The following is an 18230-nucleotide window of genomic DNA, read 5'->3' as shown; positions in this document are numbered from 1 at the left end:
GAGATACTTTTGCATTTGTTTATAAAATCCTGAGTTAAACTTAGGTATATATCCCAGGGAAAACTGGCTGTTAACCCATAGATTCCAGTGGAAATAATGGGGTACTGAAATTCACAGGAACGAAAATAAAAAGATAAAGGTGAATACTACAAGGAAACAAATATTTGAGCGCAGTAAGCGAATTGCAAATGGGTTCTAAGAGATATAACTGGATAAAAAGTGTTTTCAGTATTTTTAAAAATCGCATCAAAAAAGTAAACAGAACCATTTTCGAATAAAAATTGAAACTCAAAGAACAAACTAAAAAAATATATAGAACGATAGCAAAAAAGTAAAAAGTAAAATTATCAATAGTTGCAAAAAAATTAACCCGTAAAAGATTCCAGTGGAAATGAAGGGGTTTTTCTTAGAAGAAATAAAAGCAGGAATTATATGGTTGAAATGGAAATCAATAGCATTAACTATTTAGTTGCCTAAAATTCAGGCTTAACTAAAACTTCTATTGTACCTGATTTTACTACTCAAGTGCGTAAGTCCCATTTAAGATGAGCTCTTTGAGAACAAGCAAATTTTTAAAAAAATAAAAATGTATAAATTAAAAATCAATAAAGGGAACAAGGTCACAGCCTGTACATTTCAGGCACATAGTCTTTGCAAGCCCTGGATCAAGTCCGTACTCCTTGAGAATTTCGGCTTCAAGCTTTGCAAGCTTTAAAAGGCGCTCAGGGGACGGACGTTCCGTAAAGCAATCTCCGGCCCTCAGAGGATGCGGGTTTATCGGCCGCAGGACAGGAATCACTCCTATTTGTGCAAGGGTCTCGATTCCATCTCTTACAGAACCATCACTTTCCCCAAGCCCTATTATAAAATTACTGAAAACCCGATTTTTCCCAAAAACGTCAACAGCTTCCCGGAGTCTATCCAGAATGTAATCAAGAGAAAGGTCTCCGCAGACTTTTTTGAAGATCTCCTGGTCCATAGTTTCAACATTGTACTTGACTTCAGAAGCTCCTGCTTCATAGAATTTTCTGGAACATCCTTCAGTAGGGTACACCGAAACTCCAATGGGGACATTGTATTTTTTGAGAGCAGGAAGCAATTTGAGCACACGTTCAACCTCTCCTTCTATTGAGGTTTCAACTCCCGAAGTGAGAGAAATAGCTTTCAGATTTCCTGTTCTCAAAACCTCATCGACTATACTCAGGACTTCTTCGTCACTCTTAACGTGCCCCCGCAATTTGGGCACAGGGCAGTATTTGCAGTCAAATATGCACCTTTCACAAAGGGTTATAAATGCCTGATCCGGGCAGTGCGCAGGTGCGGGTTCAAGTTTTCCCCGTACAAGCTCATTTCCTTGATAGAAAACGCCAACATCTCCATTACCTTCAACTTTCAAAATTGAAAGCGGAGAGTCTTTATTTATACTGAGCCTTACCCGTTTTGTTCCCGACTTGAAAAAAACTGAACTCGTACCCGCCCCCGGACCCGCAGTCGAACCCCGAGACAGTGGGATAAGCGAGGGATCTATGGAAACCGAACCTATGGAAATAAGGAAAGCTTTTATTTCTGGCGTAATTAGCTTGCTTTGCATGCAAATGCTCCTGAAAGTGATTAAAAAGTGATTACAAGGTAATTAAAACATAATTATCAAGCGACTATTAAGTGATCACAAAATGATTACAAGGGACCGATCACTAGTAATTCCAAAATAAATCTAGTTCTGCAGCTTCTTTATTTTCTCTCATCTTTAAAGAAATATATAAATTATTCTGTTGATATAAATTAAATTGTTTTCAGCCAATTCAAAACCGGAAGGACAACTTTCAAGAGTTTGTCTTAACCTTTGCCCTAGAAGATCTTGCCCTGGATTTTGCCCTAAATTTATCCCTTCAAACCAGAAAATTCAGGTTAGGCAGATACTTCATTTTTCTTTAGAACCGATTTTTATACACACAGCCCAGGAAATATTTTTTCATAACGAAATTAAATTATACCTCAAGTTTAGCAGAGTAAAATATAGTACAAAGCTCCACTTATATAGGCATAAGATAGTTTTTTAGGATTTATGCACTTGAGGAACAAAATCAATTGCGGAAAAGACTATAAATTAAAGTCATATTCTAAACAGTTACCGGTCTAATGCTGTTAATTTTTCAGTTCAACTGCGTAAGTCCTGGTTATAACAATCATATAAGCTTATAATTACGGATTAAAATTGTAATGATATGTTAATATCAAGATAATTACATAATATTCTGTGCTAAAAATATTATATATGGTAAACACATAGTATGAATTGCGTTCTCATCCCTTTAACACCCCATTCATTAATATCCACTCCACAAGTAGGGGGATAAAACGGAAAGAGAATAAACCAAAGCTCGCAACCCGTGAGTCCAATACCTCAATATCTCTTCCCACATAAACAAAATCTCTTAAAGCCGCTCAGAACTTCCAGGTTCTTTGATGAGAACGCGATCTATTTTTCAATATTAAAATCATATTGATGGTTTTCTTTCAAATAACTTAACATATCAGATCGACAGTCCTTGCTATGGAAAACAACCTATTTAGGTCGTCTCTTATTTAAATTCCCCTGGAACTCTTTCTGATTCGGGTTGCATGCTGTCTAGGTGTATTTGGGAGGAAAAAATGAAACTTTATAAATTCTACCTCATCAGTAATTGAAAAACAGATTCTCAAGATATAAATTGGCCTTGTTGAGCCTCAACCGTTGACCCGCAATAGCTGTGCCGCAACTCTGCTGATTCAGGCGGCACTGCCAATTTTATATATATCTTAAAATAGATTATACCTCTCGACCGTCTAAAAAACAATTTTATTATCGAAAAAAGGAGAGAGACATGAAAGTCATGATCATAGGAGGTTTTCTCGGAAGCGGGAAAACAACCACTATATTGAGAATCAGCAGGCAGCTCATCAACGCAGGAAAAAAGACTGCGATTATTGTAAACGAAATAGGGGAAATCGGACTTGATGGGGACACTCTTACAAGCCCTGGTATTGTAACCAAGGAACTTACAAGCGGCTGCATTTGCTGTACGCTCAGAATAAGCATGCAGTATACCCTTCAGACCCTTGAGGAAGAGTTTATGCCTGACGTTGTTATTATCGAACCTACAGGGATCGCCTTCCCAGGGCAGATACGAGAAGAAATCGAAACAATGGGACTCTCTGAGCTCTCCTTTTCCCCGATAGTAACCCTTGTAGATCCTGGCCGGTTCGGGACCGAGGCAAAAGAGATTCCGAGGTTCATAGAGACACAGATAAAAGATGCTGAAATTCTCTGCATAAACAAGATTGATGTAACGCCTGTAGAAACTGTCCTGGCTACTGAGAAAATGCTCTATGAGATGAACCCCGAGGCCCAGATTCTGAAATTTTCCGCAAAACATCAAGATAATCAATTCGAGAAGTTGCTTCATCATCTCGCTGTGCCGGGATTTAAAAAGCCTTCCCAAGAAAAGAAAAACTCCATTGAGATTTCTGAAGTTTCGGCTTACTCAGCTCTCTACACCCTTGGATCACGGGATTTCAGTCCTGAAGAAAATATGCGTTTCGTAGAAGAAAACCTTCAGACCATTCAGAATAAGGTTCGGGCAATTAACCCTGAATTTGTAGGGCATTTAAAGCTTTCCATGAAACTTTCAAAATCTGCGGTTAAGGGCAGCGTAACCTCATCTAAAGAAGTGCCTCAGGTAGAGCTTCTTCCTGCTCGGGAAAATGAGAACATAGAACTCAGGCTGCTTTCCGCAATTACAAAGGTCCCAAAACATAAACTCATAGAGATAATTGAAAGTACTATTGAAGGAAATCTTGAGAAATCGGGTTTTATCTTTGAAAAAGAAGTTCATGAGCATGATACTAATGCTCACGCTGAGAGTCATCATGAACATGAAAATGAACAAATATGTAAGGTTAATATATACAGGAAAGACAATTAAAAATAGGTTAGGTTAAACTTAAAGCTAATTTAAAGCTGAACTTAAGGCTGAACTCAAAATTAACCTAAAGATAAAATTGCAACCTTAAAGTTATGGTAGAAACCTGTTACTTAACTGAAAGTGCTGCAATCACACTTATCCTTTTCGGAACTGCTTAAAAAAGGGTTGATAGTAAGAAATACAAAAAAATAACGGAGTTTTAAAATGAGCGAGGAAATCGATGAACTTGATGCTTATTTTGAGAACAAAAGCGAGCCTACTGAAGGCGAAGCTGTCAAAATGGAACACATGATGATGGAAAAGATTTCCATAAATCCTGCAAGAAGAAAGCTCCTACGGATTGTTGGAATCTTTGGAAAGACTGAAGAACAACTAAAAGAAGAATCCGGGTTAAATGACTTCTTTTTTAAGTTCCACATGGATTTTTTGCTAAAAGAAGACCTTCTGAAACTCGAAGATGGAATGTACCGCCTGACTACTGCTGGAATTTCCATGCACGATTCGGTGTGTTAACTAAATTTTTTTCAATTTTCCCTTTATTTTATAACTTTCAATAGGATTTTCTAGTTGCCTGATGGTTAACTCCATCTTGATTTTAGAAAGCTTCCTTTTGCTAAAAAGCGATAAGTTTTTATGTTTGTCTTGTCAATGGCGTTATGACCAAACTTTTCGATATCCTATGGAAGTTTCAAAAACGCCCTATTTAATTTCCAGGTATATATCGAGCAATCAAAAAGGAGTGTGAATAAATATGCCAGCAATAGTTAATGCAGATGAATGTTCCGGATGTGGAACCTGTGTCGATGAATGCCCCAATGATGCAATTACTCTTGATGAAGAGAAGGGAATCGCAGTAGTCGACAATGACGAATGCGTAGAATGCGGTGCATGCGAAGAGGCATGCCCGAACCAGGCAATTAAAGTAGAAGAGTAAAACGACAATTCGTTGGAATAATCTATTTATTCCAATTTTCTTTTTCCTTTTTATCAATCAGTTTTATTAATCGGTTTTATCGATTAGTTTTATCAATCAGTTTTATCAATTAGTTTTATCAATCGGTTTTATCAATCGGTTTTATCAATCGGTTTTATCGATTAGTTTTATCAATCAATTTTATCAATGACTCTTATCTTTCCGGAGGTAGCTTTTTAAATGGTAGCAATCAAAGCGGGTATTTTAGGCGCCACAGGCGCTGTTGGGCAGAGATTTGTAGAAGCACTTGCAAACCACCCCTGGTTTGAGATTACAGCCCTTGCAGCATCCGAGAGAAGCGCTGGCAAAACATATAAAGAAGCTGCAGGCTGGAGGTTAGATACAGCTATGCCGGAAAGTGTTGAAGATATCAAAGTTGTCCCGGTAGATCCAAAAGCCGTAGATGCGGACGTGGTGTTCTCGGCACTTCCTGCAGACCTTGCCCTGACAGTAGAACCCGAATTTGCAAAAGCCGGGTTTGCAGTGGCAAGCAATGCCTCCTCCTACAGGATGGAAAATGACATACCTCTTGTGATTCCTGAGGTAAATCCAGAACATCTTGGGCTTCTCGAAGTCCAGCAGGATACAAGAGGATGGGACGGATATATCATTACAAACCCCAATTGTTCCACTATTGTCATGACCGTTACTTTAAAGCCTCTTATGCAGTTTGGACTCGAAACCACACAGGTAGCCACAATGCAGGCGATCTCAGGGGCAGGTTTTTCCGGAGTTGCCGCAATGGCAATTTATGACAATATAATTCCTTACATAGGAAACGAAGAAAAGAAGATGGAAACCGAAACTTTAAAGCTCCTCGGAGAGTTTAACGGCTCTGAAATCGTGCCTGCAGATATGAGAGTCAGTGCTTCCTGCCACAGGGTCCCTGTAATAGATGGGCATACCGAAGCTATCTGGGCTGGAATGAGGGATAAACCAACGCCTGAAGAAGTAAGGAAAGCTTTCCTGAACTTTGACCCCAGGCTGAAAGAACTTCCTTCCGAACCTGCAAAACCTTTAATTGTAAGAGATGAAAGTGACAGGCCTCAGCCGCGCCTTGACCGCAACATGGGAAAAGGTATGAGCGTTTCAGTGGGCCGTATAAGAGAAGGAATCCGCTATATAGCAATGGGACATAACACCATCCGCGGAGCAGCCGGGGCAAGTGTATTGAACGCGGAACTCCTGCATTCAATGGGCAAACTTTAAATCCTGAATGGCTTACAAGCAAAATAAAATAAAAAGTGGAAGCCTCACAACTTAAGGCTTTTGCTTTCCAGCTTTACTTTTTAGTTTTGCTTGTTAGTTTTGCTTTTCAGCTTTACTTTTTAGTTTTGCTTGTTAGTTTTGCTTTTCAGCTTTACTTTTTAGTTTTGCTTTCCAGCTTTACTTTTTAGTTTTGCTTTTCAGCTTTACTTTTTAGTTTTGCTTGTTAGTTTTACTTGTTAGTTTTACTTGTTAGTTTTACTTTTCAGCTTCGCTGTTCATTTTAAATATATTAAGTCGTTATTTCCTTTTTTACTTACTTCCAATCTTTTGAGAATTTCAGGAAAAAAGCTTTCTTGCAGCTTCCTCTGCCTTTCTCATAACCTCTTTTACAGGGATGCCGCTCTGTTTTGCGATTTTTTTGCAATCCTCAAACTCGGCAGACATATTGAGCAGGATCCCCTCAGAATCTCTGGCAATCTTGACTGCAGATTCATATATCTGCCCTTCAACCTCAAAATTAACCGATTCTATTCGTCTGGCAGCCATCAACCTGTGCCTGGTAGGGATAACTCTTACTCCAAGAGATCCTGTTTCAACAATAATTTTCCTGGCAAGCTTTGCAGTATCTTCGGGTTTTGCTATGACCTTAATAACATGAGCAGGACGGCCTTTTTTCATCGTTGCCGGGAGAATTGCAACATCCCTTGCCCCCATAGCAAGTAACTCCTCAAACAGGTTCCCCAGGACTTCCCCACTCACATCGTCTGCATTCGTTTCGAGCACCTCAATTATATCAGGAATCAGGCAGGAATCAAGTTCGCATAATGTTCCCTGAAGCACATTAGGTCCGGAAAGTTCGGAATCCCCCGCCCCGTAACCTATTGAAATTACCCTGCCCTGAGGAAAAGATTCCAAGGGTCCTGCAAAATGGGCAAGAATAGCAGCCCCTGTAGGAGTAAGAAGCTCTTTTTGCTCAGTGCCTCCCCTAAAATAAAATTTTCCTTTCTTGAGAAGCTCAAGAGTCGCAGGTGCTGGCACAGGCATAACTCCATGTGCGCATTCAATTGTTCCACTGCCTACGTTTATAGGAGTGCAGTAAACAGAATCGCAGTTAAGGGAATGGATGGCTGCCGAAGAGCCGATTATATCAGCAAGGGCATCACTCTGCCCAACCTCATGAAAGTGAAGTTTCTCAAGGTCAGGCTGCCCATGAACTGAAGCTTCAGCCTCAGCCAGCTTTGAAAAGATACCAAGGGCACTTGCTTCCACACTGGAGGGAAGTTTTGCGGCCTTTACCACATCCAGAAGTTCCGGATATGTACGGACTTGCTCTTTTTCAGGTATGTTTATCCGGACATCCAGGGCCTTTATCCCCTTTTTCACAACTTCTCTTATATCCACGGATACGTTGACAGAAGCTTCTATCAGTTCTTTAACCGTTTTTCGGTCAGCCCCAAGATCAAGAGTGCACCCAAGGATCATATCTCCTGCTGCCCCTGAAAAAGGGTTAAATACAAGTGCTTTCATAAGATTCTTTCCTGCATTTTGATTTCTTTTTCTTTTCTTTTTCTTTTCTTTTTCTTTTCTTTTTATTCCCTTCTTATTCCTTTTTTATTGCCCCTGTTACTCTCTTGTCTGCTCTGCCCTGTCTTCTTTGCCATGGGTATAAGCAGCCACAATCATATTTGCGATTCTGGCTGCATATGCTCCCGCAACAAAGCCTGCATCAATATTCACAACTGCAAGTGTGGAACAGGATTGGAGCATTGCCAGCAGGGCAGCTTTTCCTCCTCCACCTGCTCCATAGCCTGTCGAAACCGGAAGCCCTATTACAGGCACGTCAACTAATCCCGAAACTATTGTGGGAAGCGTTCCTTCCCTTCCAGCTGCAACAACGATTGCTCCTGGCATCCTGGCTTTCAGTTTGTCCAGCGCCGGGATAAGTCTGTGAATTCCCGCAACTCCCACATCATAAACCGCAACCGTCTCGCAACCCATTTCTGAAGCTACAACCCTGGCTTCCTCCGCTGCAGGGATATCTGCCGTGCCTGCTGAAACGATCCCTACGACCGCACCGGTTCTGGGTACAGGCGTGCCATCATGGACGACTACTGTACGAGCCCTGCTGTTCCACTCAAGTTTATCCTGGCCAAAGGCCTGCTTTAAGGCTTCGAGATGTCCTAGTGAGACCCGCGTAATAAGGGCTCTTTTACTCTCTGCAACCATGACTCTCGCAATTTCTACCACGTCATCAGGATCTTTACAATCAGCAAGAATAGCCTCGATTACTCCTGTTCTGCTTTTTCTGTGAGAATCAAGTTTTGCTATATCCATATAGGAGACAAACCCCAGGCCTTGAGCCTGTTTCTCCGCAGTCTCAAGATCCATTTTTCCGTCTTTAACAGCCTTAAGTATGTCAGTAAGATCCATGTATTAACCTTCGCCTAGAAGAATTAGATGCTTTAGCAATAAACAGTTTAAATATCAAGTTGTTGGATAACAATTTATTTGTTTGGAAACTTTTTTTAGAGTTTAGCGTTATACTCATACAAGCTTGATTTTCAGAATTATCTGGTTGTTGCTTTGCAATTTGAGGTAAAATTCACAATTCCAAAGCTGAATGAATATAGTTAACTAAACATGAAGATAAACAGCAGAAAATAAAGATATTGTTTAGTCTGACTTTTATTTAAAAATTAAACGATATCTTCATTTTGCTTTTTTGTCACTTAGAATTGTTCTCGCTTTTAAGTTTGCTTCTTGAACAGCTGCTTTGCCATGTCAACTCTCTCCTCCAAGTCAGATCCTTCAAGTTCTTCTACAACGGATTCAAGCATCGTTGGTATATCAATGTGCTGGGGACATTTTTCAAGGCACTGTCCACATTGTACGCACTGGGATGCAAATCCGGTTTCTCCAACGGATATGGCACCACTCAACTGTGCAGCATAGAGGAACTTTGTCTCGTCTGAGTTGCCGGACATGTAGAGATTGTTGTACAATTCGAAACAGAGTGGAATATTCACCCCTGATGGACAGGGCATACAGTATCTACAGCCTGTACAGCCTACTTTCATCAGTCCACGGTACTTCTGTTCTACTTTCTTTATTAACTGCAGTTCGGTTTCTGTCAGGGAATTAGGGTAAGCCTCGCCTGCCACCTTAAGGTTCTCTTCAATATGTGTTTCCTCATTCATCCCGGAGAGGACAACCGTGACCTCCGGGTGGTTCCATACCCAGCGAAGAGCCCATTCTGCAGCGGTCCTCTTCGTAGGGGCTTCGTCCCAGATCTCTTTTACAGCAGGAGGTACTGGGTTTGTGAGGTTTCCTCCACGGAGGGGCTCCATAATGATTACTCCAAGGCCTTTTGAAGCTGCATATTCCAATCCCCTGGTGCCTGCCTGATTCTTTTCATCCAGGAAGTTGTACTGGATCTGACAAAAGTCCCAGTCATAAGCGTCAACTATCCGATTGAAATCTTCTCCCGAACCGTGGAAGGAGAAACCTGCATTAATTATGCGGCCATCAGCTTTGGCTTTGTCAAGGAAATCTGCTACACCCAACTTTTCAATATTGTCCCACAGGTCACCGACGAGGGCGTGTATGAGGTAATAGTCAATGTGATCTGTTTTGAGTTTCTCCAGCTGAGCATTCAGGAACTTATCCATATCTTCCCGGCTCTCTATAAGCCACGAAGGAAGTTTTGTGGCGAGTTTCACTTTTTCACGGTACCCATCAGCAAGGGCACTACCTAAAAATGGCTCACTCTGTTCCATGTGGTAGGGCCAGGCCGTATCAACATAGTTTACTCCCTGGTCGATTGCATAGCGTACCTGCCTAGTGGCTCTTTCTTCGTCTATACTGCCGTCTTCTTTCACCGGAAGGCGCATGCATCCGAATCCAAGTATCGAAAGTTCGTCTCCGTTTTTAGGCATTTTTCTGTATAACATTTTAGTTCTCCTGAATTTTTGAATTATTTAGCCGCATTGTGATTGACTAATCACTCGCAGGGAGGCCAAAAATAAGTTTCTCGCCTGCTATCTCCTGATAATTGTTCAAATTTCGATTCGTAGAATACTGCTCTGTTCATTTGTTGTAACCTAGATATTTTGCAAAGAATGATTCTAATTTGTCAAATGGAATCATGTCGGTCCTGTCGTACAGATCAATATGTCTTGCTCCCGGAACGATGTAGAGTTCTTTGGGTTCAGCAGCTCTTTCATAGGCATCTTCACTAAAATATCTAGAGTGAGCATTTTCACCGATGATGAACAAAATTGGTCGTGGTGAAATGTTATCAATATAGTTCATCAAAGGAAAATTCATGAAAGACATGCTACTTGTAATAGTGAATGCGGCTCCTGCATTAGGATGATGTCCACGCTCCATTCCGTAGTATTCAAAAAATTCACTTGAAATTGGATCTAATCCTTCTGGAATTGAATCAGCTGGTTCACTTGGGAAACCCACAGGCACTTCTGGAGTACCATTCTCAAAATCTTTCCATCGTTGCTCACCCAACTGAACTAAAGTTTGAGCACGCTGTTCATCAGTCATTGTTTTTCCAAATCCATCTCTTATCATGCTACTTATATCATACATACTTGCAGTAGCAACTGCTTTGATACGTGGGTCAACTTGAGCTGCAGTAACGGCAAATCCACCACTTCCACAGATACCGATTGCGCCGATCCTGTTTCTGTCCACAAAAGGTCGTGTTCCCAAAAAGTCTACTCCTGCACTAAAATCTTCAACAAATATATCTGGAGAAGAGACATGCCTTGGTTCACCACTGCTTTCGCCATTAAAAGATTCATCGAACGCAATGGCAACAAATCCTCGTTCTGCCATATTCTGTGCGTAAATACCAGCACCTTGCTCTTTTACACCACCATAAGGTGTTCCTATGACAATTGCTGGGTATTTTTTAGACTTATCTATGTCCTTTGACAGGTACATGTCTGCTACAACGGTAATTCCGTACCTGTTTTTATAGGATACTTTTTCTACAGTTACCTTTTCACTGAGCTCAAAAGTTCTCATACTTGATTCATTTTCAGATTCCATATTTCCCGACATTTTTAGTTCTCCTGAATATTAGAATTGTATCAATAGCATTGTCAATGACTGACTGAACAGTCAGTGGTAGATGGATATTCTAGTATATATTTGTTTTGATTGACTAATCACTCACGACAGGACTAGAAATAAGTTTTATCCTACTAGGCCAGTTTAATCAAAATATCAAAACTGCTATGTAATGAATCCATCATAGACGAGGTGCAATCAATAGCGTCCAGAACTACTGATTCACCATAACAATATTTCTCATTAGGTCTGAGACACACGCACATGCATACACCACACACTATTGCGCCTGTCTATTCTTTAATTATCGGTTTTGGTCTTTCAGACCTCGATTTTGCTTATGTTTACACTTTCTTGATCTGTATCGTACCTGACATGTTTTTGATATGCTCGCCGCCTGATATGACATTTCCTAACTCATATAAACCGCCTGCAGAGCCGAACCTATCATAAAACATTACTACGTCTCCCCATGGCGCATAATATGCAAGTGTTCCAAACTGTGCATTTGCCATAGGTGTGTTAGTTGTATCGAGTTTTTTGGGTGGATAAAATATCTTTTCATTATTGCTGTAATCTTCAACATCAATCGTTAAGGGCAACTGTTCATAGAGTTCTTTTGCAGCTTTCCCATCATTGAGCTCATAAATCGTTGTTTCTCCACTTGCTTGAATACTGATTCTCATTTTTGTCTCCTCTTCTTCTTGACTAAGTTCATTTTTTTCTATCTGCATGCTACCCGACATATTGGCAATCTCATTTATTCCAGTGATGCATATGCCTAAACGGTGCATCTCGTCACCAGCATAGAAATCCTCATAGAGCATGAACACATCGCCCCATGGTCCATAGTAGCTGAGTTCGCCCTTTTTACCGTCATGATAAGCCTCTTGTGCAGTAACATTCAGTTTCTTTGGTGGATAGAACATCCACTGTGCATCACGGAAATTCGTTAGATCTAGTTCCAGTGGCAATTGTTCATACAATTCTTTGGAGGCAACCGTATCATATAGTTGGAACGTCGCTATATGGCCCTGTGAAGTGATTTTAACGCTCATATCCGATAAAGCCAGACCATGCTCCGGCTCTGTTGAAACAGTTTGTTCAGATGATTTCACTTTAGAAATTTCTTCCCCCTCATCCAGAGTCTGTGCATAAGGCATGGGAGCCTCTTTTTGCTCTATTTGCTCATCTTCTGATTGATTACTGATGTTTCCTTGATCTATATTATTTTGTTCAATGCATCCTATCACTAAAATTGCCAGTAAAAATACTCCAAAACAAATTAACATCCATTTTATTCCATTATATTCGGGAATAATTTTCATTGACAAAGCCTCACTTTGTTATGTTTCTTGCATGGGCAAATCCTTATTGTTGAAAATATCTCCATTATAAGTATCAGAATTTTGAATATCTTCTTTATTCAGCTCTTTTCGGACTTCGATTACACATGAAGCGTCTGCTGGTTGATTATCATCCAGTATTACTTTTCCAATTGAATCCGCAATGATATGTCCGCTGCATGGATTTTTTACACTTGTTATCGAACCTGTAATCACAGCATGAACATCGCTGTATTCAAAGGCAAGATCACAATCGATCATTTCGCAATCTTCCAGAATCAGACCTTTTGCATAACAAAGCGGCTGGGTTCCGATTATTTTACACCGGACAAGTTTAAGGTTTTCAGAGTACCAACCCAGATATTCACCTTTTACAATACTGTCTGAGACTGTGACATTTTTGCTGTGCCAGAAAGCATCCTTTGTACCCAGACGGGAATTCCTGATTTCGACATTTTCTACATACTGAAAAGAGTATTTACCATTCAATACAAAGTTATCAAGCAGGATATCTGAGCTGTAGAAAAACGGATATTCAGACTCAAGCTCTGTATTCTTTATCATCATTTTGTGTGATAACCATCCAAATTCGGGTGATCGGATATTACAGTTTTCAATAGTGACATCCTCACATTCCCGTACAGCTTTAATGCCTGCCATATAACTTTCTTTTATTGTCACCTGTTTGCTATACCATAATGCAGCACGGCAGGTTTCTGTCATACGACAATTTTCAATTTGAGCGCCCCTGACATGCCAGAAAGGATAACGAAGCCTGAAGTCACAATCTGAAACGTATATGTCTGCGCTTTCCTTTAAGGCAGATTCTCCATCGCGAGGGCCATCAAAGATACAATGAATGATTGTCGCGTTATGTATACCATAAAGGGCACGCTCTTCATCCATTGTCAAGTCTTTAAATTCATTTATTTGCTCTCGTTTTTGTTCAACACTGATTGGAGTGTTGAGCTTTGTGGATAATTCAGTCGTCTGGGAGCCGACATCGGAACTCTTTTTATATTGAGTATTATCAAAGAGAATTGATTCACTTGCTTGCATTATTTCTAAGATATCTTTAGTTTTTTGACTCATATTTGAACCTGTTTTTATCCTAGATTTTCTTTGAAGAATGATTTCAATTTATCAAATGGAATCATGTCTGGCGAGTTTTTAACTAATCAATGTAAATTATGAGTGACTGATCAGTCATTGGTATAATAAAAATACTAGTATATAGAGCTAAGCATTACAATGTTTTGATAACTTTTGCTGGTACACCAGCCACGACTGTGTTAGGAGGTACATTTTGCGTAACGACAGCTGCAGCTGCTACAACAGAGTTCTCTCCGATAGTTACGCCGGGTAAAATGGTTGCACCAGCACCTATCCATACATTCCTTTTAATCCATATCGGAGTTGAAATTAATTCCTTTCTATGGGCTGGATCCAATGGATGATTGGATGTGATAAGATTGGCTTTTGGTCCTATCTTGGTGTCATCCTCGATTGTTATGCCTCCTCTATCCATAAAGGTGCATGCATGATTGATAAACACATTTTTACCGACCTTGATATTTCGTCCGAAATCCGTATAGAATGGAGGAGTTACCCTCGAAGATTTATCCACTTCCGAACCTATCAACTCACTGAACAGGCTCCTTATTTCATCCTCATCATGAAATGAAGTATTCAATCTGGTGGTTAGTTCCGCAGCACGAAGCATCATTTCCTTTAACTTTGGATATTCCGGGTCATCTATAGAAACTGGTTCTCCAGCCCTATCACGCTCAAAAATGTCTTTATTCAACACTTTTTCACTCATTGAAACTATCTCTTGATCTACCATTAAATCTAATCTGGTATCACTTCGTTCAAACACGCAATCGCATTCAATGTTCTTGGATATCCGATATACGGCAATAGCTGCGTAACTGCACTAAGCAATGTTTCTTTATCGTTTCCAACATTCAGATTTCCCTGAATATGTCCCTTTAACTGAGGCTCACATCCACCCAAGGATAAAATCACAGAAAATGTCAAAAGCTCTCTTGTTTTTATATCCAGTCCTTTTCTGGTGTAGTAATCACCAAAACAATTTGCAGATAAATATCTCTGAATATGGATCTGGTTTGCTGGTGATTCCTCATACATTTTATCAATTATCTCTCCAAAAATTGATTTTTGTACTTCCAGTCCTTTTTCATATCGTGTCTCCGGTGAAGTTGTAGATTGACCTTCTAATGGTAGTTTTACTCCTCTACTTTCCAGTATTTCATTAGTAGCATGGATAAAATCAAATGCCTTCGCCATCCCAACATATGGTACAGATTGATATACAATCTCCTTAACCTCAATTGGAGTTACACCGACATTAAGTGCAGCACCAAGCATTACTTTATATTCGCTTAAAGTCTGACTTGCAATCAATGATGCTAAAATGACCATTAACCTGGTTTTTGTATCCAGATTTCCATAACTGATCACTTCATCAAAAGCAAAATTGTCAAAAATTTCTATAAGTTCCGGATCTGTTATTTTTAGTGTAGATTCATTATTGGGAAATAATTTTTCATGGTTCCTGTTTGCGGTTTCACTGATACCCATAATTTACTCCTCTCTTTCAGTTCAAGCGGATATTCAGAATCTTTTTCGCTACTTCCTCATAGCTGACAGTTTGTTTCCTAACAGTTTGTTTCGCAAGTTGGTCGGTCAAATTATCATTCATCTTTATTTTGTCGGTAATCCCGGTCCGGCATCAAATTCTGCTGACACATCTTTTAAGTACTCTGTTATCTTTAGATGCTGAGGGCATGCCTTCTCACATTGTTTACAATCTATGCAATCGCTAGCCTTTCCATGAGTTGAAGTGAGATTCAGATAGTAAACAAACTGGCTTGAGATACTATCAGTTACAGCACGCTTTGCACTATTATATAATGCAAAGTAATCCGGTATTGCAATATTCTCAGGACATCCTTCTACACAATATCTGCAGGTTGTGCAGGGAATCGCAGTATCTTCATTTATAATATCAATTACCTGACTGATGATCCTGTATTCTTCCTCGTTCAGGGGTTTGAAGTCTGTCATATATGAGGTATTATCAAGTACCTGTTCCATGGTATTCATACCACTAAGAACCATCATGACACCTTCCTGACTGGTAGCAAACCTGATTGCCCAGGAGGCAACGGAAGCTTCCGGATTATATGCTTTCATCAGTTCTTCTGCTTTTTCAGGAACAGAGGCAAGATTTCCACCCTTGCAGGGTTCCATTACAACAACTGGCATGTTATGTTTTCTTGCCACTTCATGGCATCTTCTTGACTGGATACCGGGATTCTCCCAGTCAATATAATTGATCTGCAACTGAACAAAATCCAGTTCCGGATGAGCAGTTAGAATTTCATCCAGTAGTTCCGGGGTATCATGAAAAGACATACCAACATTCTTTATTTTGCCTTCTTCTTTTTTTTTCAAAGCAAAACCGAATGTATCATATTTACATGCCTGCTCATAAGCACTCACACCAATATTGTGAAGCAGGTAATAATCAAAAAATTCAACACCACAATTTTCCAGTTGCTCATTAAAAATTCGATCCTGATCCTCCACTGCTTTTAACATTCTGGGAGGAAGTTTCGTCGCAAGAGTAAATTCATCTCTACTATGCCTTTTTACCAGAGCCTCTCTAATGGCTTCCTCACTCTTGAATCCATGGTATGTATACGCGGTATCAAAGTAAGTAAATCCTTTTTCCAAAAACGTATCTACCAGTTTGTTTAATGCTTCTGTGTCAAATGATGTCTGATCATCTTTGTCCAGAAGTGGTAATCTCATACAGCCAAAACCTAATCGTTTTGCCATTTTTATCCTCCCCTGTTCAATGATCCATAAATGTTCTGTAGACTCGAACAGTTTATGAAATAATACCAATATTGTTCAGCCAATCCGCAACATCTTTTTTCGCAGAACTTACGCGAGAGCCATGGACAGCGAGCCCCTTCAAAAGTGTTGCTTTCGGACAAAGTTTTGCAATATCTTTTTCACTGCGGCCTAATCCGCTTCCTTCATGGGTACAAAAAGGAACAATAGTTTTTCCGGAAAGATCATATTCCTCCAGGAATGTAAACACTGACATCGGCATCGTTCCCCACCAGTTAGGATAACCCAGGAATATTACATTATAAGAGTCCATATTTTCCACATGGCTGGAAAGCTCTGGTCTGGCATTGTTATTCAGTTCCTTTTTTGCCACGTTGGTGGTTGCAGAATAATCTTTGGGATAAGACTTTACAGTATCAATACGGAAAAGATCGCCTCCTGTTATTTCCCGGATCATGTTCGCTACTACTTTTGTGTTACCGACAGGCAAATTCACGATCTTTCCGCTGACATAGTTATTGCCAGCACGCGAAAAATAGGCTATCAGACATTTCTCTTCGTTCAGATTCGACATTTAGTATCCCATACCTTCTTTTTTGCTCACTGAAATTATCATCACTTTTTGTGATAAAAAAGCAAGGACCTTGTAGGTCCTATTATAAGGATGACATGTCAATTACATATCGATAGCGGGCTTCTTTATTTACGACCTTCTCCCATATCTCATTGATCATTTCAGGTTTGATCATCTGAATTTGCGGATAGATCTTATTTTCCGCACAATAATCAACAACTTCTTGTGTTTCTGGTATTCCTCCAATAAGTGATCCATTGAAGTTTACTCTATTGAAAATCATATTGAAGTTGTTAATTGTGAGTTCTCCTCCAATTGGTTGTCCTACTTGAGTGAAGTATCCGTATGGTTTTACGCAATCAATGTATGATGACATTTCGTATGCGTATGGAATTGTGGATATCATGTAATCCATTTTTCCTTTCCATGGTTGTAGGTCGCTTGGTGAGTTAACAACAATAACTTCTGTTGCTCCGAATGCAAGGCAATCTTCTTTTTTGCTTTCAGTGGTTGTAAAGGCATAAACTTCGGCACCTTTTGATACGGCTAATTTAATAGCTACGTGCCCCAGCCCACCAATTCCTGCAACTCCTACTTTATCCCCTTTTTTGAAATTGGCTCTCATTAAAGGTGAATAAGTAGTAATACCAGCACATAGTAATGGAGCAGCTTCCTGTAGATCTATGGAATCTGGTATCTTTATTGCAAAATGCTCTGTGACAACGATATTTTGAGAATATCCTCCCTGGCTTATACCGGTAGGTGATGATTCTTCAGGATAACCATATGTCATTATAGTTGCATTGTTGTCGCAATGATGTTCTTCACCATTCTTGCAGCTTTCACACTCCATACAACTGCTAACCATGCACCCAACTCCTGCACGATCACCTACTTTGAACTTTGTTACATTCTTTCCAACAGCAGCAACCACACCCACAATTTCATGACCAGGCACTTGTGGATATTGTTGTGGTCCCCAGTGTCCTTTGATCTGATGAATGTCAGAATGACAAACTCCACAGTATTTAATGTCAATTAGAATGTCATTATCACCTACAGGTCTTCTTTCAAAAGACCAGGGAACTAGCTTTCCGGACTCATCTTTTCCAGCATAACCTTTTGATTGAATATTTTCCGCCATATTTATGCACTTCTTATATACTTTGTAACTTTTAACTTCAATTCGA

General features: G+C 39.9%; 16 protein-coding genes. 4 read left to right on the top strand and 12 right to left on the bottom strand.

Features of this window, described 5'->3' with window-relative positions; translation table 11 throughout:
* Positions 1–595: 595 nt before the first annotated feature.
* Positions 596–1591 (bottom strand): radical SAM protein, encoded by a 996-nt coding sequence (locus tag MSBRW_RS01275; RefSeq protein WP_011305783.1) that lies wholly within the window; start codon positions 1589–1591, stop codon positions 596–598.
* Between the two features lie 1273 nt (positions 1592–2864).
* Here MSBRW_RS01275 and MSBRW_RS01270 point away from each other — a divergent pair.
* The 4 genes from MSBRW_RS01270 to asd all read left to right on the top strand — a co-directional run bounded on the left by MSBRW_RS01270 (position 2865) and on the right by asd (position 6147).
* Positions 2865–3965, top strand: coding sequence for a CobW family GTP-binding protein (locus tag MSBRW_RS01270; RefSeq protein ID WP_011305784.1), 1101 nt, complete (start codon positions 2865–2867; stop codon positions 3963–3965).
* 204 nt (positions 3966–4169) lie between these two features.
* Positions 4170–4478 carry a hypothetical protein gene (locus MSBRW_RS01265; RefSeq protein ID WP_011305785.1) on the top strand — a complete coding sequence of 103 codons (309 nt, stop codon included), beginning with the start codon at positions 4170–4172 and terminating at the stop codon, positions 4476–4478.
* Positions 4479–4716: 238 nt separating this feature from the next.
* Complete coding sequence (locus MSBRW_RS01260; RefSeq protein WP_011305786.1) at positions 4717–4899, top strand: 4Fe-4S binding protein; 183 nt, start codon at positions 4717–4719, stop codon at positions 4897–4899.
* A gap of 219 nt (positions 4900–5118) precedes the next feature.
* Positions 5119–6147: an aspartate-semialdehyde dehydrogenase gene (asd, locus tag MSBRW_RS01255; protein WP_011305787.1), complete on the top strand. Its 1029-nt coding sequence runs from the start codon at positions 5119–5121 to the stop codon at positions 6145–6147.
* A gap of 336 nt (positions 6148–6483) precedes the next feature.
* Here asd and larC read toward each other — a convergent pair whose 3' ends face one another.
* The 11 genes from larC to MSBRW_RS01200 form a co-directional block, all read right to left on the bottom strand.
* Positions 6484–7674 carry a nickel pincer cofactor biosynthesis protein LarC gene (gene larC / locus MSBRW_RS01250; RefSeq protein WP_011305788.1) on the bottom strand — a complete coding sequence of 397 codons (1191 nt, stop codon included), beginning with the start codon at positions 7672–7674 and terminating at the stop codon, positions 6484–6486.
* 96 nt (positions 7675–7770) lie between these two features.
* Positions 7771–8577 (bottom strand): nickel pincer cofactor biosynthesis protein LarB, encoded by an 807-nt coding sequence (larB, locus tag MSBRW_RS01245; RefSeq protein ID WP_011305789.1) that lies wholly within the window; start codon positions 8575–8577, stop codon positions 7771–7773.
* 317 nt (positions 8578–8894) lie between these two features.
* Positions 8895–10097 carry an aldo/keto reductase gene (locus MSBRW_RS01240; protein WP_011305790.1) on the bottom strand — a complete coding sequence of 401 codons (1203 nt, stop codon included), beginning with the start codon at positions 10095–10097 and terminating at the stop codon, positions 8895–8897.
* Positions 10098–10233: 136 nt separating this feature from the next.
* On the bottom strand, positions 10234–11226 hold the full coding sequence (locus tag MSBRW_RS01235) for an alpha/beta hydrolase (protein WP_011305791.1): 993 nt from the start codon (positions 11224–11226) through the stop codon (positions 10234–10236).
* Positions 11227–11579: 353 nt separating this feature from the next.
* The gene (locus tag MSBRW_RS01230; protein ID WP_011305792.1) at positions 11580–12563 is read right to left on the bottom strand and encodes a cyclophilin-like fold protein; all 984 of its coding nucleotides are present in this window, start codon (positions 12561–12563) and stop codon (positions 11580–11582) included.
* 18 nt (positions 12564–12581) lie between these two features.
* Positions 12582–13673 carry a DUF3737 family protein gene (locus MSBRW_RS01225; RefSeq protein ID WP_011305793.1) on the bottom strand — a complete coding sequence of 364 codons (1092 nt, stop codon included), beginning with the start codon at positions 13671–13673 and terminating at the stop codon, positions 12582–12584.
* 154 nt (positions 13674–13827) lie between these two features.
* Positions 13828–14403 (bottom strand): sugar O-acetyltransferase, encoded by a 576-nt coding sequence (locus tag MSBRW_RS01220; RefSeq protein WP_048103172.1) that lies wholly within the window; start codon positions 14401–14403, stop codon positions 13828–13830.
* A gap of 29 nt (positions 14404–14432) precedes the next feature.
* The gene (locus MSBRW_RS01215) at positions 14433–15185 is read right to left on the bottom strand and encodes a carboxymuconolactone decarboxylase family protein (protein WP_011305795.1); all 753 of its coding nucleotides are present in this window, start codon (positions 15183–15185) and stop codon (positions 14433–14435) included.
* Positions 15186–15308: 123 nt separating this feature from the next.
* Positions 15309–16448, bottom strand: a complete 1140-nt coding sequence (locus tag MSBRW_RS01210; protein WP_011305796.1) for an aldo/keto reductase — start codon at positions 16446–16448, stop codon at positions 15309–15311.
* 52 nt (positions 16449–16500) lie between these two features.
* Positions 16501–17040, bottom strand: coding sequence for a flavodoxin (locus MSBRW_RS01205; protein ID WP_011305797.1), 540 nt, complete (start codon positions 17038–17040; stop codon positions 16501–16503).
* An 82-nt stretch (positions 17041–17122) separates the two neighbouring features.
* Positions 17123–18184 carry an NAD(P)-dependent alcohol dehydrogenase gene (locus tag MSBRW_RS01200; RefSeq protein ID WP_011305798.1) on the bottom strand — a complete coding sequence of 354 codons (1062 nt, stop codon included), beginning with the start codon at positions 18182–18184 and terminating at the stop codon, positions 17123–17125.
* Between the last annotated feature and the right edge of the window lie 46 nt (positions 18185–18230).

This window comes from Methanosarcina barkeri str. Wiesmoor, from assembly GCF_000969985.1.
In the GTDB taxonomy this organism is placed as follows: domain Archaea; phylum Halobacteriota; class Methanosarcinia; order Methanosarcinales; family Methanosarcinaceae; genus Methanosarcina; species Methanosarcina barkeri_B.
Note: the sequence above shows the minus strand (reverse complement) of the source record. Positions and strands in the feature narration are given on the sequence as shown.